At 63.7% G+C, this 23,131-nt stretch carries 17 protein-coding genes and 1 tRNA gene; 12 read left to right on the forward strand and 6 right to left on the reverse strand.

Going from position 1 to position 23,131, the window contains the following annotated elements:
- Window positions 1–39: 39 nt before the first annotated feature.
- The 4 genes from P6U23_RS07910 to P6U23_RS07925 all read left to right on the forward strand — a co-directional run bounded on the left by P6U23_RS07910 (window position 40) and on the right by P6U23_RS07925 (window position 2,823).
- On the forward strand, window positions 40–612 hold the full coding sequence (locus P6U23_RS07910) for a TRAP transporter small permease (protein ID WP_407178995.1): 573 nt from the start codon (window positions 40–42) through the stop codon (window positions 610–612).
- Window positions 612–1,895 (forward strand): TRAP transporter large permease, encoded by a 1,284-nt coding sequence (locus tag P6U23_RS07915; protein ID WP_024511232.1) that lies wholly within the window; start codon window positions 612–614, stop codon window positions 1,893–1,895. The genes P6U23_RS07910 and P6U23_RS07915 overlap by 1 nt, the downstream gene beginning before the upstream one ends.
- 123 nt (window positions 1,896–2,018) lie before the next feature.
- Entirely contained in the window at window positions 2,019–2,573 is a 555-nt protein-coding gene (locus P6U23_RS07920; RefSeq protein ID WP_407178996.1) for a Spy/CpxP family protein refolding chaperone, read from the forward strand.
- Between the two features lie 174 nt (window positions 2,574–2,747).
- Window positions 2,748–2,823, forward strand: a tRNA-Lys gene (locus P6U23_RS07925).
- 65 nt (window positions 2,824–2,888) lie between these two features.
- On the opposite strand, the gene P6U23_RS07930 is transcribed toward P6U23_RS07925, so the two are convergent.
- Genes P6U23_RS07930 through P6U23_RS07945 form a run of 4 tightly spaced genes read right to left on the reverse strand, consistent with a single transcriptional unit; the run spans window position 2,889 to window position 6,023 of the window.
- Window positions 2,889–3,509: a HupE/UreJ family protein gene (locus P6U23_RS07930; protein WP_407178997.1), complete on the reverse strand. Its 621-nt coding sequence runs from the start codon at window positions 3,507–3,509 to the stop codon at window positions 2,889–2,891.
- Complete coding sequence (locus tag P6U23_RS07935; RefSeq protein WP_407178998.1) at window positions 3,506–4,111, reverse strand: HupE/UreJ family protein; 606 nt, start codon at window positions 4,109–4,111, stop codon at window positions 3,506–3,508. Before P6U23_RS07935 ends, P6U23_RS07930 begins: the two co-directional genes overlap by 4 nt.
- 23 nt (window positions 4,112–4,134) lie before the next feature.
- Window positions 4,135–5,106 carry a HupE/UreJ family protein gene (locus P6U23_RS07940; protein ID WP_407181373.1) on the reverse strand — a complete coding sequence of 324 codons (972 nt, stop codon included), beginning with the start codon at window positions 5,104–5,106 and terminating at the stop codon, window positions 4,135–4,137.
- A 5-nt stretch (window positions 5,107–5,111) separates the two neighbouring features.
- Window positions 5,112–6,023, reverse strand: coding sequence for a peptidyl-prolyl cis-trans isomerase (locus tag P6U23_RS07945; protein WP_407178999.1), 912 nt, complete (start codon window positions 6,021–6,023; stop codon window positions 5,112–5,114).
- A gap of 269 nt (window positions 6,024–6,292) precedes the next feature.
- On the opposite strand from P6U23_RS07945, the gene P6U23_RS07950 reads away from it, so the two are divergent.
- The 3 genes from P6U23_RS07950 (at window position 6,293) to P6U23_RS07960 (ending at window position 9,605) form a co-directional block, all read left to right on the forward strand.
- On the forward strand, window positions 6,293–8,308 hold the full coding sequence (locus tag P6U23_RS07950; RefSeq protein ID WP_407179000.1) for a hypothetical protein: 2,016 nt from the start codon (window positions 6,293–6,295) through the stop codon (window positions 8,306–8,308).
- Between the two features lie 262 nt (window positions 8,309–8,570).
- Window positions 8,571–8,873 (forward strand): hypothetical protein, encoded by a 303-nt coding sequence (locus tag P6U23_RS07955; RefSeq protein WP_407181374.1) that lies wholly within the window; start codon window positions 8,571–8,573, stop codon window positions 8,871–8,873.
- A 108-nt stretch (window positions 8,874–8,981) separates the two neighbouring features.
- Window positions 8,982–9,605, forward strand: a complete 624-nt coding sequence (locus P6U23_RS07960; RefSeq protein ID WP_407179001.1) for a 2OG-Fe(II) oxygenase family protein — start codon at window positions 8,982–8,984, stop codon at window positions 9,603–9,605.
- A gap of 24 nt (window positions 9,606–9,629) precedes the next feature.
- On the opposite strand, the gene P6U23_RS07965 is transcribed toward P6U23_RS07960, so the two are convergent.
- Window positions 9,630–12,260 carry a spermidine synthase gene (locus tag P6U23_RS07965; protein WP_407179002.1) on the reverse strand — a complete coding sequence of 877 codons (2,631 nt, stop codon included), beginning with the start codon at window positions 12,258–12,260 and terminating at the stop codon, window positions 9,630–9,632.
- A gap of 710 nt (window positions 12,261–12,970) precedes the next feature.
- Here P6U23_RS07965 and P6U23_RS07970 point away from each other — a divergent pair.
- Window positions 12,971–14,998, forward strand: a complete 2,028-nt coding sequence (locus P6U23_RS07970) for a TonB-dependent receptor (RefSeq protein WP_407179003.1) — start codon at window positions 12,971–12,973, stop codon at window positions 14,996–14,998.
- Window positions 14,999–15,134: 136 nt separating this feature from the next.
- On the opposite strand, the gene P6U23_RS07975 is transcribed toward P6U23_RS07970, so the two are convergent.
- The gene (locus P6U23_RS07975; protein ID WP_407179004.1) at window positions 15,135–17,447 is read right to left on the reverse strand and encodes a molybdopterin guanine dinucleotide-containing S/N-oxide reductase; all 2,313 of its coding nucleotides are present in this window, start codon (window positions 17,445–17,447) and stop codon (window positions 15,135–15,137) included.
- Window positions 17,448–17,743: 296 nt separating this feature from the next.
- Here P6U23_RS07975 and P6U23_RS07980 point away from each other — a divergent pair, with 296 nt between their 5' ends.
- From P6U23_RS07980 to P6U23_RS07995, 4 genes are all read left to right on the forward strand, one after another.
- Complete coding sequence (locus tag P6U23_RS07980; RefSeq protein WP_407179005.1) at window positions 17,744–18,631, forward strand: LysR substrate-binding domain-containing protein; 888 nt, start codon at window positions 17,744–17,746, stop codon at window positions 18,629–18,631.
- A 202-nt stretch (window positions 18,632–18,833) separates the two neighbouring features.
- Entirely contained in the window at window positions 18,834–20,111 is a 1,278-nt protein-coding gene (gabT, locus tag P6U23_RS07985) for a 4-aminobutyrate--2-oxoglutarate transaminase (RefSeq protein ID WP_407179006.1), read from the forward strand.
- Window positions 20,112–20,169: 58 nt separating this feature from the next.
- The gene (locus P6U23_RS07990; RefSeq protein ID WP_407179007.1) at window positions 20,170–21,450 is read left to right on the forward strand and encodes an ArgE/DapE family deacylase; all 1,281 of its coding nucleotides are present in this window, start codon (window positions 20,170–20,172) and stop codon (window positions 21,448–21,450) included.
- 93 nt (window positions 21,451–21,543) lie between these two features.
- A complete protein-coding gene (locus P6U23_RS07995) occupies window positions 21,544–23,130 on the forward strand; it encodes an ABC transporter substrate-binding protein (RefSeq protein WP_407179008.1) in 1,587 nt (528 codons plus the stop codon).
- Window position 23,131 lies beyond the last annotated feature (1 nt).

Raw genomic sequence — 23,131 nt, forward strand, 5'->3', positions numbered from 1 at the left:
GCGGGTCTCGACCCGCCCGATTGTCTAGAGGGGACACTGATGCTGTTACGCATTCTCGACAGGTTAGAGGAGATCATCATCGCAAGCCTGATGGGCGCGGCGACGGTGATCACCTTCATCGCCGTGGCGCATCGCTTTCTGGTCGATGTGCCCTTGCTCTATCCCTATCTGTTCGGGATCAATCTCGCCTGGTCGCAAGAACTCTGCATTTACATGTTCATTTGGATGGCGAAGTTCGGCGCGGCCTATGGCGTGCGCACCGGCATCCATGTCGGCGTCGATGTGCTGATCAATCGGCTTAACGACCGCTGGCGGAAATGGGTGATCCTGTTCGGCCTGTTCGGCGGTGCGCTGTTCACCGCGATCGTCGGCACCATGGGCGCCAAATTCGTCATCGAATTGATGCACACCGACCAGGTCTCGCCGGACCTCGAGCTGCCGAGCTGGCTGGTCTATGCCTGCATCCCGCTCGGATCGTATCTGATGTGCTTCCGCTTCCTGCAGGTGATGTGGGCCTACTACCGCACCGGCGACCTGCCGCATCATGACGCTGCCCATGTCGATGACATCGAGGTCAGCCCGAAAGCGCCGATCGCGCTCGGAGAAGCCTGATGAGCGCGGCCCTTATTTTCGGACTTCTGTTTGCCCTGATGCTGACGGGCATGCCGATCTCGATTGCGCTCGGCCTGACCGTGCTCACCTTCCTGTTCACCATGACGGAAGTGCCGATCGAGAGCGTCGGCCTGAAATTATTCTCCGGTCTCGACAATTTCGGCATCATGGCGATCCCGTTCTTCATCCTCGCCGGCACGTTCCTGACGCGCGGCGGCGTGGCGCGACGGATGATCGCCTTTACCACGTCGCTGGTCGGTCATCTGCCGGGCGGGCTCGGGCTTGCCGGCGTCGCAGCCTGCGCGATGTTTGCCGCGATCTCCGGCTCCAGCGTCGCCACCGTGGTCGCGATCGGGTCGATCATGATGCCGGCGATGGTGGACTATGGGTACCCGAAGCGGTTCGGCGTCGGCGTGATCTCGACCTCGGGCGCGCTCGGCATCCTGGTGCCGCCCTCGATCATCCTCGTGCTCTACGGCGTCTCCACCAACACCTCGATCGGCGCGCTGTTCATGGCGGGCATCGTGCCCGGCATCATACTGGCGATGATGCTCGCCGCGGTGACCTGGTTCGTTGCCTATCGCAACGGCTATCCCAGGATGAAGCGAGCGACCATCGGCCAGCAGTTCACGGCCTTCCGCGAGAGCCTCTGGGGCCTGCTGCTGATCGGCATCGTGCTGGGCGGCATCTATGGCGGCGTCTTCACGCCGACCGAAGCCGCCGCCGTCGCCGCGGTCTATGCCTTCTTCATCACGGTGTTCGTCTACAAGGAGCTGAAGCTCACGGAAGTGCCCAAGGTGCTGCTGCAGGCGGCGAGCATGAGCTCGATGCTGCTCTACATCATCACCAACGCGGTGCTGTTCTCCTTCCTGATGACGCACGAGCAGATTCCGCAGGCGATGGCGGCCTGGATCATCGACAAGAATTTCTCGGTGTGGATGTTCCTGCTGGTCGTCAACGTTATCCTGCTCCTGGCCGGGAATGTCATGGATCCGTCGTCGATCCTCCTGATCATGGCCCCGATCCTGTATCCGCTCGCGACCAAGCTCGGCGTCAATCCCGTGCATCTCGGCATATTGATGATCGTCAATACCGAGGTCGGGCTGTGTCATCCGCCGGTCGGGCTCAACCTCTATATTGCGTCGAGTATTGCCAAGATGGGGATCAGCGAGATCACCATCGCGGTGTTGCCGTGGCTGTGCGCGATGCTGGCGTTCCTCGGCCTGATTACCTACGTGCCGGAGATTTCGCTGTGGCTGCCCAAGCTGCTTGGCATGATCTAGGCGGCGATGCTTTGATCTGTCTCGGTTACATCATGGTAAGAGGGCGCAGTCTGTCCAAACTGTAAGTTGATTGCACCTCTTGCTGCGCCCATCCTTGAAGGGAACTCTTCCAAGGAGGTTCTTATGAGGAAGTTTGCTGTAGCCGGTATGGCCGCGCTCGCCATCGCGGCGTCGACCGCGGTGTACGCCCATCAGGGCTGGTTCCGTGAGCATATGCAGCACATGCGGCTGAGCCCGGAGGACCGGGCGGCGCTGGTCGATGCGCGGATTGCCGCGGTGCACGCCGGATTGAAGCTGACGCCCGATCAGGAAAAGCTGTGGCCGCCGGTCGAGGCCGCGGTCCGGGATTTCGCCAAGATGCGGATTGATCGGGCGAACGCGCGGATGACGGCGCGCGAGGAGGCGCAGGATCAGCAGCAGACGCCACCCGATCCGGTCGCGCGGCTGCGCCAGCGCGCTGACGACTTGGCGGCGACCTCCGCGGCCTTGAAGAAGATCGCGGACGCGGCCGATCCGCTCTACAAGACGCTCGACGATGGCCAGAAGCGGCGTCTTGCCCTGCTGACCCGTCACGGCCACCGGTTCGGCGAGGGCTGGCGGCACCGTTGGATGGAGCATGACGGCCATGACGGCGGCCCGGGCCCGGATCGCGACCATGGTGGGCCGGAGCGGCTCTGACCGCCGGCTGGTTCGGGATTGTCGGTCGATTGAGGGGGAGGCCGCCGAATTCTGGCGGCCTCTCCGCGATTTAGGCCCCAAAACGGATTGGGAAAACTTCGTCACCTTTGCTGGACATCGGGGGGACGCTTTGCTAAACGACGCCCGCTTGCGAAGGCTTTCCGGACAAGCTCCGGGCGCATAGCTCAGTTGGTAGAGCAGCTGACTCTTAATCAGCGGGTCCCAGGTTCGAGCCCTGGTGCGCCCACCATCGCAATATCAAATGCTTGCAGTTGACTGCAGAAACGCCAGTCCGAGGGGCTGCGCAGGCCTCGCTCATGAAGCGAGGCCAAATCCGACCATCATCAGCCCGATCGCGGCGATCCAGCCGCCGAACGCGCGGAGGGCGATCTTCTGCCAGGTGATCGAGGGGCTGCTATCCGGTCCGCGGAACGCAAGCGCCAAGGCCATGGCGAGCGTGATTGCAGCATAGCCCGCGCACGCGAGGCCCGCCGCGAACAGCAGTCGATCGGTCTCAGGCCCGAGGTCGCTCGCGTTCGCCGCACCTCGGATCATCGCCAATGCGAAAGCGAGCGCGCAAAGCAGGCCCGTCGGAATCCGCGTGGCCGCGGCCAGAAGCGCCCCGAGCACGAGGATCATGGCCGCATCAACCGTCGCCCACACAGAAGCGACACCGAAAGATTGTCCGAGCACCAGTCCAGCCAATAGCCCGAGCGGAAACGCCAGCACGAGCCATCGTCCTTTCGCGGCGCCAAGCGAACCCGCCAGTACGCCCGTCGCGCCCCAAAGAATGATGTCCTGGAGGTCCGTCAACGGATGCAACGCACCGGCATAGAAGTCGCCAAGACGCGAGGCCACGATGTGTGCCTCCGCCGCATTGACCTCTGCGAGCAACATCGCTGCGGCAACAACACCGCCCCGGAATCTCATATTCATGCGACGGCTCCGAGGCTCTGCGCGAGAAAGTACCCGCCAAGCAAGGCGATCACCGCGCCGAGCCCCTGGATCAATCTCTCGCCGGCAGGCCAACGCGTCAGCGTACCGATGATGATGCCGCAAAGGTGGAGCAGGCCGGTTGCGACGACGAAGCCGACGCCATAGGCCAGCGGATTTGCCGAATTCGGAAGCTCCGCCCCGTGCGCGTGACCGTGAAAGACCGCAAACACCGCAACGACCACGGCAGCGGCGGCAAACGGCAGTCGCAGGCGCATCGCAACCGCGGCGCCGAGCACGAGCGCCGACAGCGCGATCACGATCTCGGGCATCGGCAGCGGGATTCGCAGGACGCCCAACACGCCGCCGACCGCCATCACCAGCGGAAAGGTGATGGGCAGCACCCAGATGGCGGGCGCTCCGAGCTGCGCGCCCCAGATTCCCACCGCGACCATCGCAATCAGATGGTCCAGTCCCGTCAGCGGATGCAGGAGGCCGCTGACGAGCCCGCCGCCGACGCCGACCTGCTCATGCGCGAACGCAGGCTCTGCGAGGACGAGACCTGCGATTGCCACCGGCAGAGCTCGCATAACACGCAAAGACATGGCTTTCCCGTTCTGTTTCATGGTCACATTGCGGCGAACACGCTCAGGAGACGGCCGAAAAACCAGAACATGGATACCGAGCCGATCGTGTAGGCCGGAAGAGCATCGCCCCAGCGCGGCAAGACGGCATCGAGGCGCCGATGGGCCCAGATCAAGGCCAGCACAAGGAGCACGAAGGCAAGCTGTCCGATCTCAACGCCGAGGTTGAAGAAGAGCAGCGCCGCCGGCAGCAAGCGCCGCTCGAGCCCCAGTCCGGCCAAGGCGCCCGCAAAGCCGATACCGTGAACCAGTCCGAAGGTGAACGCGATCGCCCAGGGATAGCGCGCCGTCAGCCCGGCCTCACCGCGCTGCTGCTTGATGATCTCGACGCCGACGAAGACGATGCTCAGCGCAATGCAGGCGTTGAGCGGACGCTCGGGCACGCCGATAAGGCCGAACGCCGCGGCGGCGAGCGAAACGCTGTGTCCGACGGTAAACGCCGTAATCGTCTTGGCCAGACGCCATCCGCCGTACACGATCCAGATCAATCCCAGCACGAACAACAGATGGTCGGCCCCGAGCAGAATGTGGTCGATCCCGTAGTTGACATAGGTCCTGGCCAGCTCGATCCAGGTCTGAAGGGTCGGCGCACCGGCAGCGAGTACCGAGACCACCGGATTTGCGCTCGAGATCGTATAGCTGCGCGCCTCGCCGGTGAGCGGAATGATGCGGATCAGCACAGCCGACATGTTGGCACCGAGATTGGTGATGGTGACCGGCCCAACCAATCCCTTCTCGCCGCAATTCAATTCTGGCAGCCGCAGGAAGCAATGCGGCGGCATGCGCAAGTCGACATGGTCGGCGCCCATCGTGGGCTCCATGGTCCAATGCCCGATGAAGGCACCGGGGCGCACCTCGCGCAACTCGAGGACACCGAGCGAGGCTTCGTGCGCGCGGGTCTGAGACGGCAGGATGAGTGCGGCGAGAACGAGCAATGCCGCTGCGAGATAGCGCATCGCGCTCACTGTTCGTATCGCACAGTGTAGTTGGCCCTCAACCGATTGACGGCCTCCCAGGCCTGCTTGCGCGTCTCTTCGGTGTGCCAGATCTTCGCGGCCTCATCCTGCACATCCTCGAACTTGGCGAGTCCGCCCGGCCGACGGGAATCGAGGCGAACGACGTGCCAGCCCTCCTTCGACTGCAGGACGTGCCACTCTCCCTGCGGCAGCGTGAGCAGAGCGTTGCGGAAGCCTTCGCCGAAGGAGGCTGCGAGACTGTCGACTGGCCGTCCGAGGATCGCGCGGGTCTGATTGCGGAGCTCTTCGGATTCGCGCTGTGCCCGAATGTCCTCGAGCTGTCGTTGCGCGGTGGCTTGGTCGGTCGGAGGCGTCAGATAGAAGCCGACCTGTTCGGGCTGATCGAAGCGCGCATGATTGCTCGCAAACCAGGCGCGGAGCTGATCTTCGGTCGGCTGTGGCACATGCACCTGGTCGAAGATCAGCAGTTGCAGCTTGAAGGCAACCCGATCGCGGATCATCTCGTCGCCGCGATCGACGCCAAGTGCCTTGCCTTCGCGATAGAGAATCTCGCTCGCGACCCAGGCGTCGATCATCTTCTGGATGTCGGCATCGGTCGGCGTGCGCGCCTTGTCCTCGTCGAAGTTGTCGATGAAGGACTGCCGCATCGCTTTGGTGACGGTAATGACCTTCTCGTCCTTCGCCAGCGGATGCAGCACGGCATTGATGCCGAAGATGATCGCGCCAAGCAGAACGAAATGCACGAGCGGTTCGCGCCGAAGAAAATGCAGTGCCGTCAACACGGTCGGTTGAGAAATCTTAGCTGCTATATTCGATGAATTTTCGGTCGCGCGATCCGTGCGCTTCGCCGACAGATCGAGGGCCTCCGTCACGTTCTGGATCATTGGCGTTGACATAAATCTTTTACATTTGTCCCGAGCACAGCGTGCAGACAAGCTTATGCAACGAGCCGCGCGTACTTGTCACCGGGCAATCGTGCAGTCGATGAAAAAAACTGCGTCGAGAAGCCGCAGTATCGATTCCGGACGCGACGGTGATTCAAAATAAAACCTTCACCAAACTGTCTCCGACATTTGATCTTGTCCGCCCGCGCTGAGATCGCCGCATGGCGCATGCAGCGTCGACGACGTTTTCGATTCATATCAATTCCTGTAGGGGCGACTACATGGTTTCATCTTCCAAGAAGATCTTGCTGACGGCGGCTTCGGTCTCGTTGGCGTTGACGCAGGGGGCCTCCGGCAACGACCGCTGGGAGTGGGGCGAGAAGCGCCACAGGGGCAATCCCTATGTTGCCGGCGATATGCACAACCACAACACCTGCACGGATGGCTCCGTTGCTGCCGGCTACTCCATTGATCGCTCGGTTGGTACCGGCGTCGCCGCTGCGGGCGGCAACAATTTCGGTCTCGACTGGTTCACACTCGGCAACCATGGCGGCTCGGGCAATCGCGACTGCCGCTTCAGCGATGCAAGCGCCAATATCACGGGCGACAATACGACGACCTATTGGAGCCAGACGCTCGGCAAGACCATCGACGGCATCACCATCACGAGCCTGAAGGGCACGCCGAACGGCTCGGGCACCAATGCGACCATGTGGCGCTGGCAGTCGATCGAGGAGGTCGAATATCCGATCATCGTCAACCGCACGCATATGTACAACAAGGTGCTGGTCGAAGGTCTGGAATGGATCGTCCCCGGCCACGAGCACACCGACGTCGCCGTCGTCACCGGACAGAATCCGCGCGGTTACGGCAATGCCAACAGGATGGCCGAGTTCGAGTATCGCTTCGACCGCGCCGACACCGACGCGATCGGGCCGGTTGACGGGCGCAACAATCAAGTCTGGTCAGGCAAGGACAACGTCAACAATAACGGCACCGCAGGTCACCAGAAGGCGCTTGCCGGCATTGCATGGCTGCAGGCGAACCATCCCTTGAAGTCCTACGCCATTCCGACCCACACCGAGCGTCAGGGGCCGTTCAGTGCCACCAGCAGCAAGGGCTACAACATCGAGCACTTCCGCGATTTCAACAATGCCGGTCCGACGGTAGCGTTCGGCATCGAATCTCCCGGCCACATGGCGCAGGGCACGATCTCGGGCGGCTCCGGCTCCTACGAATCCGGCGCGGTCGGCGGCGGCACCTACGGCATGGCCGGCATCTATACCGCGAAGGTCGGCGGCCTCTGGGACGGCCTGCTCGGCGAGGGCCGCAACTTCTTCCTGTTCGTCAGCTCCGACTGGCACAATCGCGGTGCATTCGGCGCGCGCGACGCGGCGACGACGTCGGACTTCATTCCCGGCGAGTACACCAAGCTCTACATTCCGAACTCCCGGCGCTTCACTGAGCAGTCGATCATCGACGGCATGCGCTCGGGAAATTCCTACTCGGTCAATGCCGACATCATCGGGCCGGACCTGCTGTACCGTGCACGCGGTCAGCACGACGACGACTGGAAGACGATGGGCGAGACGCTGGTCGTGCGGCCGGGCGAGAGAATAACGGTCGAGATGGAGATGAGCATCCCGGCCAAGAACAACAGCCCGTACAGCTTCAACAATCCGCTCCTCGCGCAGGTCGGCATCAAACAGCCGCTGAACAAGCCGTCGCTCGACCACGTCGACCTCATCACCGGCGATATCACCGGTGTGATCCAGCCGGGGGCCCCGGGTTATGCGGTGGCGAATGCAGCCGGAACGGCCGGTGCGGCGATCGTGTACAACTCTTCGGCCAAGATCGCTCAGCAGATCCCGGTCACGAAGATGCAGAGCTGGAAGCGGCATGATGGCTCGACCAAGCTGCGCTTCACGACGACGTTCACGGCCGGCAATACGCCGTTCTATATCCGTGCCCGCGGCACCAACATCCCCGTTGCGACGCCAAACGTCACGGATAGCGCCGGCAACCCGCTGATCGACCTCACCAACGCCAATGTGAGCTGCACCGATCCCGCATGCCCCTCGCATCTGCAGACCGATGGCAGCGGCGCGAAAAAGGTCACCTACGACGTTCAGGCCTACTCGAACGTCTGGTTCTATGCGAACCCGATCTTCATTCGTCCGCATAATTCGCCGAAGCTCCTGGTCGAAAAGAATGCGGAGCTCGCGCGCGCCCTCGGCGGCCACGCCGAGAACGATCGGGACCACGACTGGGACGACTGGCGCTGGGATCGCGACTAAAACCAAAGCGTGACCAGGACCCGCGGTGTCGGTTCTGCGTAACGTGGGTCCCGGTGAAACGCCATTGTCGCGCGCAATGGTGACTGACACTGTCGCGCGCTGAAATTGCGCCTCTCTGGCGGGGATATCAAACCGGTAGACCCCGCCAGCACCTTTTGTTTCGAGGCTGGTCGCGCCCGCCGATCAGCACGATCGCTGTCTCGTTGCAAGTGGATTTCTCTTGCGCGGAACCTGTTTTCTCCTTCTGATCCTGATCTCGCTTATGAGCGCTGCGGCCGCGCCTGGAGGCGCTGCCGAAGGCGCGGAGGAAGCCACCCGGGAGTCCTGCGAGGCGGCGGTCGCTGAGGCGCGCCAGCTCGCCGCGGCTTTGGCGGAGGATGACCCTTCGCGGTATTTCGCCGAGCGCGATCTGCACCAGGCCCTGGTCGAGGCCGGTAATGGGGAATTCGACGACTGCCTCGACGCCACAGCGCGCGCCACCGAGGAGCTGCGGGAGCGGCGTCACAGGCTCAAGCCTGGTGAGCGTCTGCAGGTGCTGCAGCCGAGCGAATTGCCGTCGCACTGAGCCTGGTCGAACGCGTCAGCGGCGCTGCGAGGATTGCCGGCGACTGTCATTGCCGTGTCATGCTCATGCGCGCATTGTCCGGCGGACGAGACGTCTGGACGTTGTGGCATGGATCAGATCGAACCGCTTTTCCCGATTCCGCTGATGCGTTCGCCCGGCCTGTTGAGTCCGGAGCTCAAAGATGCCGCGGTGGCGGCGATCCGCAACGCCCGGATCGAAAGCAATCTGCGATCGGATCAGCTTTTCCACACTGAGGTTGCCGACCCTCGCAGCAACAAGCTGTTTCAGGAAATAGCCGAGCTCACCATCCCGAAACTTGTCGATTTCGGCGTGCTGCTCTTCGGCGAGACCTTGCGGTGGACCGTCAAGGAGATGTGGACCAATATGCTGGAGACGGGCGGAAACCAGACGCTGCATGCGCATGCGAACAGTTTCGTCTCCGGCATTTTGTATCTGACGCCGTCGCATCCCGCCAGCAATACGGTCTTCGTGCGGCCGCCGGGTGGTTTTGACTTCTCGTTTCGCCACCACACCCGAAGCGCCGCAGTCGGACCGTACAACGCCGGCAAGTACATGCTGCCCGAGGCAGAACCGGGTGATCTCGTGCTGTTTCCCAGCTATCTCTATCATGAGGTGCCGAGAAACCAGGGCGGGCAGCGCATTACGATCGCCTTCAACGCTATTCCCGACCATCTGGATTGCTGGGGCTATCGGGTGACCTTCGCACCTTGATCGAGGCGCAAGCGGTCCCGCTTCTCACTGGCCGAACTCGCGCGCGAGCAACTCTCTCGCTTCCTCGCGCGAGGGCGCAGCCTCGTTGATCTCGCGCAACAGCCGCGCGGCCGCTGTGCGGTCTGACGCCATCAGCGATTTCGCCATGCCCATCAACGGCCCATAGGCGGGATCGAATTCGGGACTGAGGCGAAGCGCGTCGAGCAGCCCGGGGGACGCGGCCTCGATCAGCGTCCTGCCGCGCGGATCCCCGGGGAGCGCAGCACCCGCTTCAAGAAACCGATTGCGCGCGCGCCAATAGGCCGTCAGCCGCTCGCCGAGGTGATCGCGCTGCGGCGGCGCCAGAAGCTCGGCCGGGTCCGGTTGTATCGCTCGAGTGATGGCGAGCAAGAGTGACCAGGGTGGCGCCGTCAGCGCCCGGACGTTGCGGTGCGCATCGAAGGCGACGAAGGGATAGTCGTCGGTGTTGCGGGCACCTGCGCCGGCAAACGCGGATAGGGCGCGAGGGCCTGCGACGTATTGTCCAAGCAAATCGATCGGCGTCTCGAACCCCAGCGGGCCTGCGACAGGCCTGACCAGAGGATCGCGCAGTCGTGCGGCCAATCTGTCGAGATCGAAATGCTCCCCATCCCGAGGACCGATCAGGGCGAGCATGGGGGTGCGAACGCTATAGTGGTTGAGCCAGGCTGAGCCGCCGGGATAGACCTCGAGAAAGGCGCGGATGATCGCCCGCAAGGACGGTAGATCGAGCTGATACAACGGCAGCCACTGACAAAACACGCCCTGGGGCGCGAGCCGTTTTTTGACGGCCTCGAAATGCTCGATCGTGTAGAGCGAGCCGCTGCCGTCGAGCGCCGGATGAAAGAGATCGGCAACGATCACGTCATGGCTGTCGGTGTCTGCGGCGACGTAGCGCCGCGCGTCCGCCACGGTGACGCGAGGCTTCGCCCTGCCTGCTGCGGGGGTAGCAAACCACGGCAGCAGGTCGACCACCTCGCGCGACAGTTCGACCGCTTGCACCGTGACTCCCGGCATCTGCGAGCCGCCGATCACGGTGGCGCCGGTGCCGATGCCGAGAAACAGGGCGCGGTGCGGTTCCGGATGGAGCAACAGCGGCAGCATCGCCTGCCGATAGTCGGATCGCACCGAACTCGTGCCGCCCATGCGGAAGTGGCCGTTGACGTCGAGATACCTTGTGCCCGACGCGTCATCGACGACGCTTGCAGTCACCATCGGCCCTTCACGGACGGCAAGCAGCGCGCCGCCTGGTGGCACCTTCGTCAGTGAGGGGGCGGGACGTACCCACAGGATGAGCGCGACGATTGCCGGGGCGACAGACCAGGCGAACGCGGCCCGGCCGGGCGGAAGCAGGAGCAGATAGCCGAGCGCGATGGGAATGAGCGCTGTCCATGCGCCGAAGGTCGGGATCAGAAGTTGCGCCGCCAGCAGCGGGGCGATCGAGGCACCGATGCTGTTGATCCCGACCGCCCATCCCAGCGATCCGCGCTGGTCTCGCACCCGTTGTGCCAGGAGCCCGAACAGCGCCCCCATCGCAGTCGACGGTGCCAGAAACAGCACCGTGACCACGGCCAATTCACCGATGATGCCGGCCTCGACGGCGCTCTCGGCGATACGGGCGATGTGAGGTGCAAGAACAGCCGTCGTCAGGCAGGCGAGAGCTGTGCCGGCCAGCAAGCATCGCAGACCTCCATCGCCGGCGTGGCGTCCCGCGCGCTGCCAGACGAGGCCACCGGCTGCGGTGCCCAGCAAATATGCAGCGAGCAGTCCGGCGAAAGTGTACACCGTGTCCTGCATCACCTGCGCCGCAAGCCGGACGACGAGGACCTCGAACGCCACTCCGAGCAGGCCGGTGGCAAACAGCGTGATTGTGAGCCGCAGCTCGCCGATCGCATGTTGCTCCCGTTCCTCGGCTTCAGGCGTGATCTGATTGGAGGAGGCTCCGATCACGAGCGTGCCCAGGGCGCATGCGGCGTTTACGGCGACGAGGCAAAACAACGTCCCGGAAAATCCAAACGCAGGGATCAGCACGAATGTGGAGACGAGGGTACCGGCCACGGCACCCGCGGTGTTTGCGCCATAGACGCCGGCGCTGATGTAAGTGTCGCCGAGGGCTTCCCTCGTCATCCGTTCAAGCGCAGCCAGGGTCCCGCCCATCGCCATGGTCGCGGGAAGCAGGACGAGTGTCGGGAGCATAAAGCTCGCGGCCCAAAGCAGGGCCGGCGCAGGCTCGGTCCCGAGCAGAGGCGACAGAACTCGACCAGCAGTAGGCAGCAGCCACACATTCACCAGGCCCCAGAGCCCGATCACGGCCTCAAGCGCCGCATAGATGGTTCGCGGTGATTTCGCGCGCCGGATCGGGCCGTCGAGAGCAAAGGCACCCAGCGCCAGCCCGGCGAAAAATCCGGCGATCGCACCCAGCACCGCCATCATTTCGGTCCCGAGCGCGAGGCTCAACTGGCGCGTCCAAGCGATCTCGTAGCCGAGGCCGGCGAAGCCGGACGCAGCGACGATCGGGATTAGCGTCCAGCCACCATGGATACGCCGGTGATGCCGCGCCGGCGCTGCGTCGGCGTGAGGCCTAGTCGCGACGTCATCTGCCGATGCGATCGCTTCGCCGGCCGGATCGGATTGCATGAGGACCAAAATATCAACTCTGTGACAGCTCGCGATCAGAGTCGCCAGGCCGCGAAGATCCGTTTGCCGGCGGACAAACGAACCAGCCACCCGCTCCGCGTCAGATATTCTCGGGATTGATGACGGCCATTTGACAGTGCGGTGGAATTGTTCGCATCGGGAGCGAGGACGTGCGACGCAAAGACGCGCAGCGGCAATCACGCCATTCGTTCTCTTGCGCAATAGATCAGATCATCAAGGGGCCCATGGTATGATGATTTTTGCTTGACATCATACTGTCGCCTTGGATCGATAAGGGGCCATGTGGGGGCGATCCGCGTATCCTGATCTTGCGTCGGCTGGCAGCTATTTCCCGGATGCGTTGCGGTCTCTTGCGGTGATGTGGGGTTGGGGGCGTGTCGTCTCGTTTGCGTAGATGGGTGATCGCGAGCATGCTCGTGCTGCCGGCGATCGAGAAAACGGCGCAGGCGCAGCCTGGCTCACTCTCCACCAGTGCTGATTCCGCTGCCTCCGCCAACACGGCTGTCTTGCCGGCAATCACGGTTCGGTCGACGGCGCAATCTCGCAGATTGCATCAATCGCCTGGGCACAACGCCCGGAGCGCAGCACGACCTTCTCAGCACCGGCCGGAATCCTCCCCGACGGCCGGGGCGCCCGCAACGGTGTCGGGTGCGCCCAACGTGGCCTCGGGGCCCGCCGGCCAACCGAACATGGCCAGCCAGATCACCATTGCCGGCGACGCACTGAATGCACGTCCGGTGGCGCGCCCGGGTGAAGTTCTCGAAGCCGTGCCGGGGCTGATCGTGACGCAGCACAGCGGGGAAGGCAAAGCGAACCAGTATTTTCTGCGTGGCTACAATCTCGATCACGGCACCGATCTGGCGATCTGGGTCGACGATGTCCCCGTGAACATGCGCACCCATGCGCACGGCCAGGGCTATGCGGACCTCAACTGGCTGATGCCGGAGACGATCAATGCGCTGGAGGTGCGCAAGGGGCCCTATTTCGCGGATGAGGGCGATTTCAGCTCGGCTGGCAATCTTCACATCGGTCTTGTCGACCGCATCGACAAGAGCATTGCCCAAGTGACTGCCGGGAGCTTCGGCTACAAACGGCTTTTCGGTATGGGGTCGACCAATGTCGGCGACGGGACGCTGCTCGTCGCCGGCGAGGCCGGGACCTACGACGGCCCCTGGGACAATCCCGACGACATGCGCAAGCTGAATACCTTGGTGCGCTACACTCAGGGAACGGCACTGGACGGTCTCTCCATCACCGGCATGGCTTATTCCAACCGATGGAGCTCGACTGATCAGGTCCCGGAGCGCGCCTTCTTGTCGGGCCAGCTTGGCCGCTACGGCGCGGAAGACTCGACCGACGGAGGCAACACCGATCGTTTCGCACTATCGGCGCGGATCGCGGGCACCGATGATGCGGGATCATGGAAAGCCAATGCCTTTGTGGTCAAGAGTTCGCTCGATCTCTTCAACAACTTCACCTACTTTCTCTCCGATCCGACGCTCGGCGATCAGTTTCACCAGCACGACGACCGCGTCATGGCTGGAGCCAATGCATCGCGCACTCTCAACGGATCATTGGCCGGGCGGGCGATGGAGACCACCTTCGGCATCCAGACCCGCTACGATGCCATCGGCCTTGCGCTGACGGATACTTACCAGCGAAGCTTTCTGTCGAATGTGCGCAGCGACCGGGTGGGAGAGGGCAGCGTCGGTGTCTACGTACAGAATACGGTGCACTGGACCGATTGGTTGAGGACCACGCTCGGCTGGCGCGGCGACTACTACGACGCCAACGTCACGTCGTGGTTCGATGCCAACAATTCCGGCAAGGTCAGCGCCGGGATAGGCAGCCCAAAATTCACCATGGTGGTCGGTCCGTTCAACAAGACTGAATTTTTCGTCGGCGCGGGCATGGGCATGCACAGCAACGATGCCCGAGGCGCGACGATTACCGAGATGCCGAACGACCCTTCCACCAAAGTGGACGCCTCGCCCTTGTTGGTGCGAACGAAGGGAGCGGAGGTTGGGATCCGCAGCAAATTCGTGCCAGGCCTCGACTCCTCGCTCAGCCTGTTCATGCTCGACCAAGCCTCCGAGATTGTTTTCAGCGGCGATTCCGGCGACACCTCGGCGAGCCGGGCGAGCCGTCGTTACGGGCTGGAATGGACCAACACCTATCGCCCGGTGCCGTGGCTCGAGTTCGATGCGGATCTTGCGCTGACCCATGCCCGTTTCGTCGGATATGACAGCGATCAGGCCGCAATCTACGATTCGCTGGCGGGATATCCGCAGGCGCAGATCGGCAACGCGCCCGGAAACTACATTCCGAACGCGCCCCCGATGGTAGCGTCAGCGGGCATCACGCTCGGCGAAAAGACCGGCTGGTTCGGCACGCTGCGCTGGCGCTATTTGGCGTCGAGCCCGCTCACCGAGGACAATGCGTTCCGCTCGACGCCGATCAGCCTGTTCAATGGGCGCGTGGGCTACCGGACCGACGACGGCTGGCGAATCCAGCTCGACGTCCTCAACATCTTCAACAGCAAGACCAACCAGATCTCTTACGCCTACGGCTCGATGATCAAGACCGACAGTCTGTACAATCTCTGTTACCCCGTGCAGATCGCGCCGGCCGCCGTGTGCCAGAACGGGGTGATGGATTACGTCGTGCATCCGGCCGAACCCCTGGCGGCCAGACTCACGGTCGCCCGAAGCTTCTAGCGTAGCCGAGCGAGCGCCTTACCAGACCCTTTCCCAGGATCCGCTCAGCTATTCCTCATCGTATTTCGCCGAGAGCTCGGCCGGACGCGTCCTTCGCGCCGGCGACAGATATCAGTGGGTCTTCGCGGAGTGACGTCTATCGAACGCCCGCCTCGATCGGCTCGGGCGGATCGAAAGCGCGGATCGGAGGCGGCGATCCCACATATTTCTCGCATTCGACGACCGTGACTTGGCCGCAGCAGCCTTGCGCCAGCCTTGACGTGCCGATGTCGCGCGTGAGCACGTTCGGATTGCCGTGAACGCACGTCGGCTGCGCGGCCGCACCTGGCTCCGGATCGTACCAGGCGCCGGTCGATAGCTGCACCACGCCGGGCATCACCTCCTCGGAGACGATCGCCGCGGCGAGGCAGGCCCCGCGATCGTTGAACAGGCGGACGATGTCGCCGTGCGCGATGCCGCGGCGCTCGGCATCGATCGGGTTGAGACGCACCGGCTCACGGCCGGCGATCTTGCGGGACTGGCTGTAGGCGCCGAAATCGAGCTGGCTGTGCAAGCGCGTTGAAGGCTGGTTGGCGATCAGCGTCAGCGGATGCCGCGCGGTGGTCGGCTCGGTCGACGGCAGCCAGGTTGGATGCGGCGGGCAGTCGGCATAGGCGAATCCGGCAATCGTCTGCGAGAAGATCTCGATCTTGCCGCTCGGCGTCGGCAGCTTGTTCTTGATGGGATCGTCGCGAAAGGCGCGCAGGAAGCCGCCATCATCGGCCTCGGACGGCAGCGCGAGCTCGCCCCGTCGCCAGAACTCGTCGAAATCGGGCGCCTCCCAGCCGAATTCCGCGAGCGCCCGCCGCGTCGGCTCGTAGAGATGAACCAGCCATTGCCGGCTGTCGCGTCCTTCCGTGAATGCCTGCTCGACCGCGAGCTTGCGCGCCAGATCAGCGAAGATGGCAAAATCGTCGCGCGCCTCGCCGATCGGCTCAAGCACCTTGCGCATGGCGACCAGCCTGGGGTCGGTCGCGGCGGCGCCGATGTCGTCGCGCTCCAGCGTCATCGTTGCCGGCAACACGATGTCGGCGAACCTCGCCATCGGCGTCCAGGCGCTGTCATGCACCACGATCGTATCGGGCACGTTGAAGGCATGCCGTAGGCGATTGATGTCCTGATGGTGATGGAACGGATTGCCGCCGGCCCAATACACCAGCTTGATAGCGGGATAGCGCAGCGATTTTCCGTTGTAGTCGAACGGCTGTCCAGGATTGAGCAGCATGTCGCTGATCCGCGCGACCGGGATGAATTCGGTGACGTTGTTGTTGCCCTGCGGCATCGTCGGGATCGGAGCGGCGTTGACGCGGCGTCCGGTGTGGCCCATGGCACCGAGCGCGTAATTATAGCCGCCGCCGGGCAGGCCGATCTGGCCGAGCATCGCCGCCAGCACCGCACCCATCCAGACCGGCTGTTCGCCGAATTGCGCCCGCTGCAGCGAATGCGAGATCGCGACCAGGGTGCGGCCGCGCGGCAGGCGGCGCGCGAGGTCGACGATGGTGCCTGCGGACAGGCCGGTGATCTCCGCCGCCCATGCCGCATCTTTCGGCGTGCCGTCGTCTTGACCGAGCAGGTAGGTTTTGAATTTCTCAAAGCCGGCGCAATAGCGTGCCACGAAGGCCTTGTCCCAGAGGTCCTCGACCAGGAGCGTGTGCGCGAGCGCCAGCATCAAGGCGACATCGGTGCCGACCTTGATCGGCAGCCATTTCGCGCTCGCTTCCTCGGGCATATCGTCGCGCAGCGGGCTGATACAGAAGAACGTCGCACCACGGCGCGCGGCCTGCTTCATCGCGTCCCGTTCGATATGGGCGCTGATCCCGCCGCTGGCGACGGTAGAGTTCTTCAGTGGCATGCCACCAAACGCCAGCACCGTGTCGGTGTGTTCGGCGACCTGCTGCCAGGTCACGTTGCGGCGCGAAATGCCTTCGAACGGTCCCATCACATGCGGCAGGATCACCGCGGAGGCGCCGGCACTATAGCTGTTGACCGAACGCACATAGCCGCCGAAGGCAAGGTTCAGAAACCGGTGGATCTGGCTCTGCGCGTGGTGGAAGCGTCCGGCGCTGGCCCAGCCATAGGAGCCGCCATAGACGGCGCTCGCGCCATACTCGCTTCGCACGCGTACGAGCTCGGCGGCGAGAAGATCGATCACCTCCTCCCACGACCGTTCGACGAAGCCTGCGTTGAAGTCGCGCTCGCCCCGCGCATTGCCGTCGAGCCAGGATTTTCGCACCATGGGACGCAGGATGCGGGCCTTGTGGCGCAACGCGGTGGTGAAATTGCCGAGCATCGGCGAGGGAGCGGGGTCGCGCTCGTAAGGTGCAACCTCGATCGTCGTACCGTTCCAGCGCGCTGAGAACGCGCCCCAGTGCGCGCTGTGCGGATTCCAGATCGCTGCGGCCTTGTTCATCGTTCGCTCCGAATTTTTCGGCCTCGCCGCTTCTTCGCAAACCGCAAAAGGTTAACGAACGGGGATGCCTTGCCGATCCCTCTTCCAACGCTGGCATTGCGTCGCCGTAGGCGCTAAGAGCGACGTCAACGCGCGCATTGTTATGACGCGATCAGGGCTACGCGGACAAGGTGACTGCCGTCCGATATGCACCGAACACATATGGCCATGACGAGCAACGATGCCGCCTCATGTGCTGGAATGAAAGGGGCAGGAAGGACATTGCGGGGGATGATACGACGTAAGACGGTGGGGCCATGAGCAGGCCGCGACTGCCATCGCTCATCGCGCTGCGCGCATTCGAAGCTGTCGGGCGCACGGGGAGCGTGCGGGCGGCCGGAGAGGAACTCGCGGTCAGCCACACCGTCGTCTCCCGCCACCTGCAAAATCTGCAGCGAAGCCTTGGTGTGGCGCTGCTGCGCAACGAGGGGCGCGGTGTCGCGCTCACCAGCGCCGGACAGCAATATCACGCGCAGGTCTCCCAGGCCTTCGACATCATCGCGCGCGCCACCACCATGGTCCGGCCGGCGTCCCGTCCGACGTTGAACATCTGGTGCATCCCGGGCATTGCGAACCGGCGCCTGCTGTCGCGCCTGCCCGAACTGACTGGACCGCCGCGGAACTGGGACATCAACCTGCAGCCGACACTCTCGCATCCCGATCTGTCGCGCGCCGAAGCCGATGCCGAGATCGTCTATGCCGACGCCGTCGATACCCGCGGCGCGCTCATGGCCGAAGCCTTGGTGCGGCCGCGCGTCTTCCCGGTGGCGAGTCCGGCCTATCTGGCGCGTTACCCGGGGATCACCACGCTGGCGGATCTCGCCAACGTTGCGCTGATTCACGAAGAATCGACCGAGCAATGGCAGCGCTGGTTCGCGCTCGCCGGCATCGAGGATACGCCGCCTCTGCGCGGTCCGCGCTTATGGCACGCGCATCTCGCCATCGAGGCGGCACGCTTCGGCCAGGGCGTCGCGCTTGCGAACGACGTGCTGGTCGAGGAGGAGTTGCGCTCCGGCGCGCTGATCGAGGTGCTGCCGTCCCGGATCTATATGGAGTCCTATCAGCTCGTGGCGCTGAAGGAGCGTTGGGACGATCCACCGATCGTTGCGCTGCGCCGCTGGCTGAAGCAGGTGTTGGCCGGCTAGGTGCGTGAGATAGCGACCTGCACCGGGTTGGCGTGGCTGATCGCATTTTGACCAGCGCCGCCCAACGTCTGTCCACTCCGCGCCCAAGCGTTGAGCGTCCGAGGTTCATTGGTGCATCAGAGTCACCTGATCCGCACCAGAAGCTGATGGATCATGGCTTGCCGCGCCATAGGCTGTCATCCAAGCTTCAGGAGATTTCTCGATGGCAGTGAGCGCGGAGTTGTTGGCACGAAGACAGGCGGCGGTGGTGCGTGGCGTCAGTAATGCCACGCCGGTCTTCGCCGAACGGGCGCTCAACAGCGAGGTATGGGATGTCGACGGCAAGCGCTATGTGGATTTCGCCGGCGGTATCGCCGTGCTCAACACCGGCCATTGCCATCCGCATGTGATCGGCGCCGTCCGCGAGCAGCTCGATCGCTTCACCCATACCTGCTTCCAGGTGCTGCCGTACGAGCCCTATGTCGAGCTCGCCGAGCGCCTAAACGCGCTGGCGCCGATCCATGGCCCGCTCAAATCCATCTTTCTGACCACGGGGGCCGAGGCCACCGAAAACGCCATCAAGATCGCACGCGCCGCCACCGGCCGCAGCGGTGTGATCGCGTTCACCGGTGGTTTCCACGGCCGCACCGCGCTTGCGAGCGCGATGACCGGCAAGGTGGTGCCGTATAAGCAGAACTTCGGCCTGCCGATGCCAGGCATCTTGCACGCGCCCTTTCCCGTGGCCGGCGGGCGCGTCACGGTGGAAGATACGCTGCACTACATCAACCTGATCTTCAAGGCCGACATCGACGCCTCGCATGTCGCGGCGATCGTCATCGAGCCGGTGCAGGGCGAGGGCGGCTTCCACCAGGCCCCGCCGGAGCTCATGCGCGGTCTGCGGCGCCTCTGCGATGAGAACGGCATCGTCCTGATCGCCGACGAGGTGCAGACCGGTTTTGGCCGCACCGGCAAGATGTTCGCAATGGAACATTACGACGTGCAGGCGGATGTGATCTGCGTCGCCAAGAGTCTCGCGGGCGGCATGCCGCTCTCGGGTGTGGTCGGCCGCGCCGCCATCATGGATGCCGCCGAGCCCGGCGGCCTTGGCGGCACCTATGCCGGTCATCCGCTCGCCTGCGCCGCAGCGCTTGCCGTGCTCGATGTTTTCGAGCGCGAGGATCTCCTGAAGCGCGCCAATGTACTAGGACAGCGCCTGCGCACCGCGATCGATCGGTTCGCGCGCGCCAATGCGCTGGTGCCGATTTCCGCGGCGCGCGGTCCTGGCGCGATGATTGCATTCGACGTCTACAAGCAGCGCGGCAGTGATGAGCCGGATCCTGAGATGACCAAGCTGATCACCCGGCGTGCCCACGAAAACGGCCTGATTCTCCTATCCTGCGGCACCACTGCGAGCACCATCCGCATTCTGGTGCCGCTGACGGCATCGGATGCGATCATCGACGAAGGACTGGGGATTCTGGAGAGGTGCCTTGCGGCGTGACCCCAAGACGAGCGCCAGCAATCATCGAACGATCAAGATGTGCAACGGGAGGCAGTAGATGGCAAACAACGCGCTGGATGACGTGACGGAGCGCCTGCGCGCGGCTGTCGATCGTAATTTCGAGGACCAGGTCGCGTTCCTGGCGCGCATGGTTCAATTTCCCAGTCTGCGCGGCAAGGAAGAGCCGCTGCAGCAGTGGCTCGCCAAGCAGTTTGGTGAGCGCGGCTATGCGGTCGATGTCTTCAGCCTCGCTGATATCGATCTCATGAGCCATCCGAAGGCCGCACCGATGGATGACATTTCATTGGCCGGGTCCAAACAGGTCGTGGCCAGCTATGATCCGAAGGGCAACGGCCGCAGCCTGATCCTGCAGGGCCATATCGACGTGGTGCCGGAAGGTCCCGCCGATCTCTGGAGCGATCCGCCTTTCGCAGCCACCGTGCGCGATGGCTGGATGATCGGCCGCGGCGCGCAGGACATGAAGGCGGGCGTCTCCGCCATGATCTATGCGCTCGATGCGATCCGCAGCGCGGGCTATGCGCCGGGCGGCCGCATTCATCTGCAAACCGTGACCGAAGAGGAGAGCACCGGCAACGGCGCGCTGGCGACGATGATGCGGGGATATCGGGCAGACGCCTGCCTGATCCCCGAGCCGACGGCGCACACGTTGACCCGCGCACAGGTCGGCGCCATCTGGTTTCGCTTGCGGGTGCGCGGCACGCCGGTGCACGTCGCCTATTCCGAGACCGGCACCAGCGCGATCCTGTCCGCGATGCATCTGGTGCGTGCTTTTCAGGATTACACCAAGGCGCTCAATGCCAAGGCCGCGGACAATCGCTGGTTCGGCAAGGTCAAGAATCCCATCAAGTTCAACGTCGGCATCATCAAGGGCGGCGACTGGGCGAGTTCGACGCCGGCATGGTGCGATCTCGATTGCCGGATCGGCCTCTTGCCCGGCGAGACGCCGCAGCAGGCGATGCGCGGCATCGAGCAATGCCTGGCCGAGGCGCAGAAGAGCGATAGCTTCCTATCGGAGAATCCGGCTGAGCTCGTCTGGAGCGGATTCCAGGCGGATCCGGCCGTATGCGAGCCCGGCAGCGCCGCGGAAGCGGTGCTTGCGGCCGCCCATGAAACGGCGTTCGGCACAGCGCTCGAAGACCGCCTGTCCACGGCCGTGAACGACACGCGCTACTACACCGGCATGCCCGCGCTCTGCTACGGGCCGAGCGGCATCGGGCCGCACGCCTTTGACGAGCGGGTCGAGCTCGAAAGCCTGCGCAAGACCACCTTGAGCATCGCGCTGTTCGTCGCCGAATGGTGCGGGCTGAAGAAGCTTTGACCCCGATGTCGCGGCCCGCGTGCGCTGCGGCACCGACCGAGTGATTTGAGTTCTCGCGATACCAATTGAGTGATACGGAAAACGAGGGACGGAATGAATAGACGAGAGTTCGCCAAGCTGAGTCTGGCGGCAGGAGCCATGGGCATCACCGGGTTTCCGCTCGGCATCACGCGGTCCGCGGGCCAGACCGGCGGCACGCTGAACACCATCATTCAGCCGGAGCCACCGATTCTCGTCACCGCCTTGAACCAGCAACAGCCGACCCTGACGCTCGGCGGTAAGATCTATGAGAGCCTGCTGCGTTACGATTTTGACTTGAAGCCTCTGCCTGGGCTCGCCCAATCCTGGGAAGTCTCCGAGGATCGCAAGACCTATACCTTCAAGCTGTTTCCCAACATCACCTTTCATGACGGCACGCCGCTGACGGCCGACGATGTCATCTTCTCCGTGACAAAACTCCTGCCCGAAACGCACGCGCGCGCCCGCGGCATCTTTGTGCGGGTCGAGAGCGCTGAAGCGCCGGATCCGCTCACGGTGGTGTTCAAGCTGAAGACGCCGTTTGCGCCGTTTCTCAGCGCCTTCGACTGCACAACCGCGCCGATCGTGCCCAAGCACATCTACGAAGGCACCGACTACCGGAAGAACCCGGCCAACCAAAAGGCGATCGGCTGCGGTCCGTTCAAGCTGAAGGAATGGGTGCGGGGATCGCACGTGCACCTGGTCAAGCATGAGGGATATTACCGCCCCGGCGAACCGCATCTGGACGAGATCATCTACCGCGTGATTCCGGATGCCGCCTCGCGCTCGGTCGCGCTCGAGCAGGGCACCGTCCAGCTCACCCAGTGGTCCGATGTCGAAGCTTTTGACGTGCAGCGGCTCGCGCAGCTACCGAACGTCACCATGACCACCAAGGGCTATGAGCTATTCGCGCCGCATCAATGGCTGGAGCTGAACAACCGGATCGCGCCGATGAACGACAAGCGCTTCCGCCAGGCCGTGATGTACGCGATCGACCGCAAGGCGCTGCTGCAGCGCGTCTATTTCGGTCTCGGCAAGGTCGCAACCGGTCCGGTGTCGTCGAAGACCCGCTTCTACGAGAAGGACGTCAAGCAGTACGAATACTCCCTCGACAAAGCCAAGGCGCTGCTCGACGACATGGGCCTGAAGCCCGGACCGGACGGCAAGCGTGTCTCGATCCCCTATCTGGTGCCGCCTTATGGCGAGATCTACCAGCGGGCCGCGGAGTTCATCCGCCAGTCGCTCGGCCGCGTCGGCATCGATGTCCAGTTGCAGGGCACCGATATCGCCGGCTGGGCGGAGAAGTGCGGCAACTGGGACTTCTCGATGACGATGAACCTCGTCTACCAGCTTGGCGATCCCGCGATCGGCGTGTCGCGCACCTATATCAGCTCGAACATCCGGAAAGGCGTGCTGTTCTCCAACACGGCGGGCTATTCCAATCCGGAGGTCGATCGCCTGTTCGAGGAGGCGGCGGTCGCGACCAGCGACGACAAGCGCCAGGAGCTCTACAGCGCGGTGCAGAAGATCCTGGTCGAGGACGTCCCGATCGTCTGGCTGATCGAGCAGGACTACCCGAATTTCATGGACAAGCGGCTGAAGAATGTGATCACGACCGCGATCGGCGTCCACGAGACCTTCGGGGCGGTGTCGTTCGGATGAG

This window comes from Bradyrhizobium sp. STM 3562 (assembly GCF_045571435.1).
Classification (GTDB): domain Bacteria; phylum Pseudomonadota; class Alphaproteobacteria; order Rhizobiales; family Xanthobacteraceae; genus Bradyrhizobium.

Bases quoted from the DNA above. Each gene is read 5' to 3' on its own strand.
- P6U23_RS07960 (WP_407179001.1), top strand. From the start codon at position 8,982: ATGGATCAGATCGAACCGCTTTTCCCGATTCCGCTGATGCGTTCGCCC.
- P6U23_RS07945 (WP_407178999.1), bottom strand. From the start codon at position 6,023: ATGTCAACGCCAATGATCCAGAACGTGACGGAGGCCCTCGATCTGTCG.
- P6U23_RS07955 (WP_407181374.1), top strand. From the start codon at position 8,571: ATGAGCGCTGCGGCCGCGCCTGGAGGCGCTGCCGAAGGCGCGGAGGAA.
- P6U23_RS07965 (WP_407179002.1), bottom strand. From the start codon at position 12,260: ATGCAATCCGATCCGGCCGGCGAAGCGATCGCATCGGCAGATGACGTC.
- P6U23_RS07970 (WP_407179003.1), top strand. From the start codon at position 12,971: ATGGCCAGCCAGATCACCATTGCCGGCGACGCACTGAATGCACGTCCG.
- P6U23_RS07915 (WP_024511232.1), top strand. From the start codon at position 612: ATGAGCGCGGCCCTTATTTTCGGACTTCTGTTTGCCCTGATGCTGACG.
- P6U23_RS07930 (WP_407178997.1), bottom strand. From the start codon at position 3,509: ATGAATATGAGATTCCGGGGCGGTGTTGTTGCCGCAGCGATGTTGCTC.
- P6U23_RS07910 (WP_407178995.1), top strand. From the start codon at position 40: ATGCTGTTACGCATTCTCGACAGGTTAGAGGAGATCATCATCGCAAGC.
- gabT (WP_407179006.1), top strand. From the start codon at position 18,834: ATGGCAGTGAGCGCGGAGTTGTTGGCACGAAGACAGGCGGCGGTGGTG.
- P6U23_RS07940 (WP_407181373.1), bottom strand. From the start codon at position 5,106: ATGCGCTATCTCGCAGCGGCATTGCTCGTTCTCGCCGCACTCATCCTG.
- P6U23_RS07920 (WP_407178996.1), top strand. From the start codon at position 2,019: ATGAGGAAGTTTGCTGTAGCCGGTATGGCCGCGCTCGCCATCGCGGCG.
- P6U23_RS07995 (WP_407179008.1), top strand. From the start codon at position 21,544: ATGAATAGACGAGAGTTCGCCAAGCTGAGTCTGGCGGCAGGAGCCATG.
- P6U23_RS07975 (WP_407179004.1), bottom strand. From the start codon at position 17,447: ATGAACAAGGCCGCAGCGATCTGGAATCCGCACAGCGCGCACTGGGGC.
- P6U23_RS07950 (WP_407179000.1), top strand. From the start codon at position 6,293: ATGGTTTCATCTTCCAAGAAGATCTTGCTGACGGCGGCTTCGGTCTCG.
- P6U23_RS07980 (WP_407179005.1), top strand. From the start codon at position 17,744: ATGAGCAGGCCGCGACTGCCATCGCTCATCGCGCTGCGCGCATTCGAA.
- P6U23_RS07935 (WP_407178998.1), bottom strand. From the start codon at position 4,111: ATGTCTTTGCGTGTTATGCGAGCTCTGCCGGTGGCAATCGCAGGTCTC.
- P6U23_RS07990 (WP_407179007.1), top strand. From the start codon at position 20,170: ATGGCAAACAACGCGCTGGATGACGTGACGGAGCGCCTGCGCGCGGCT.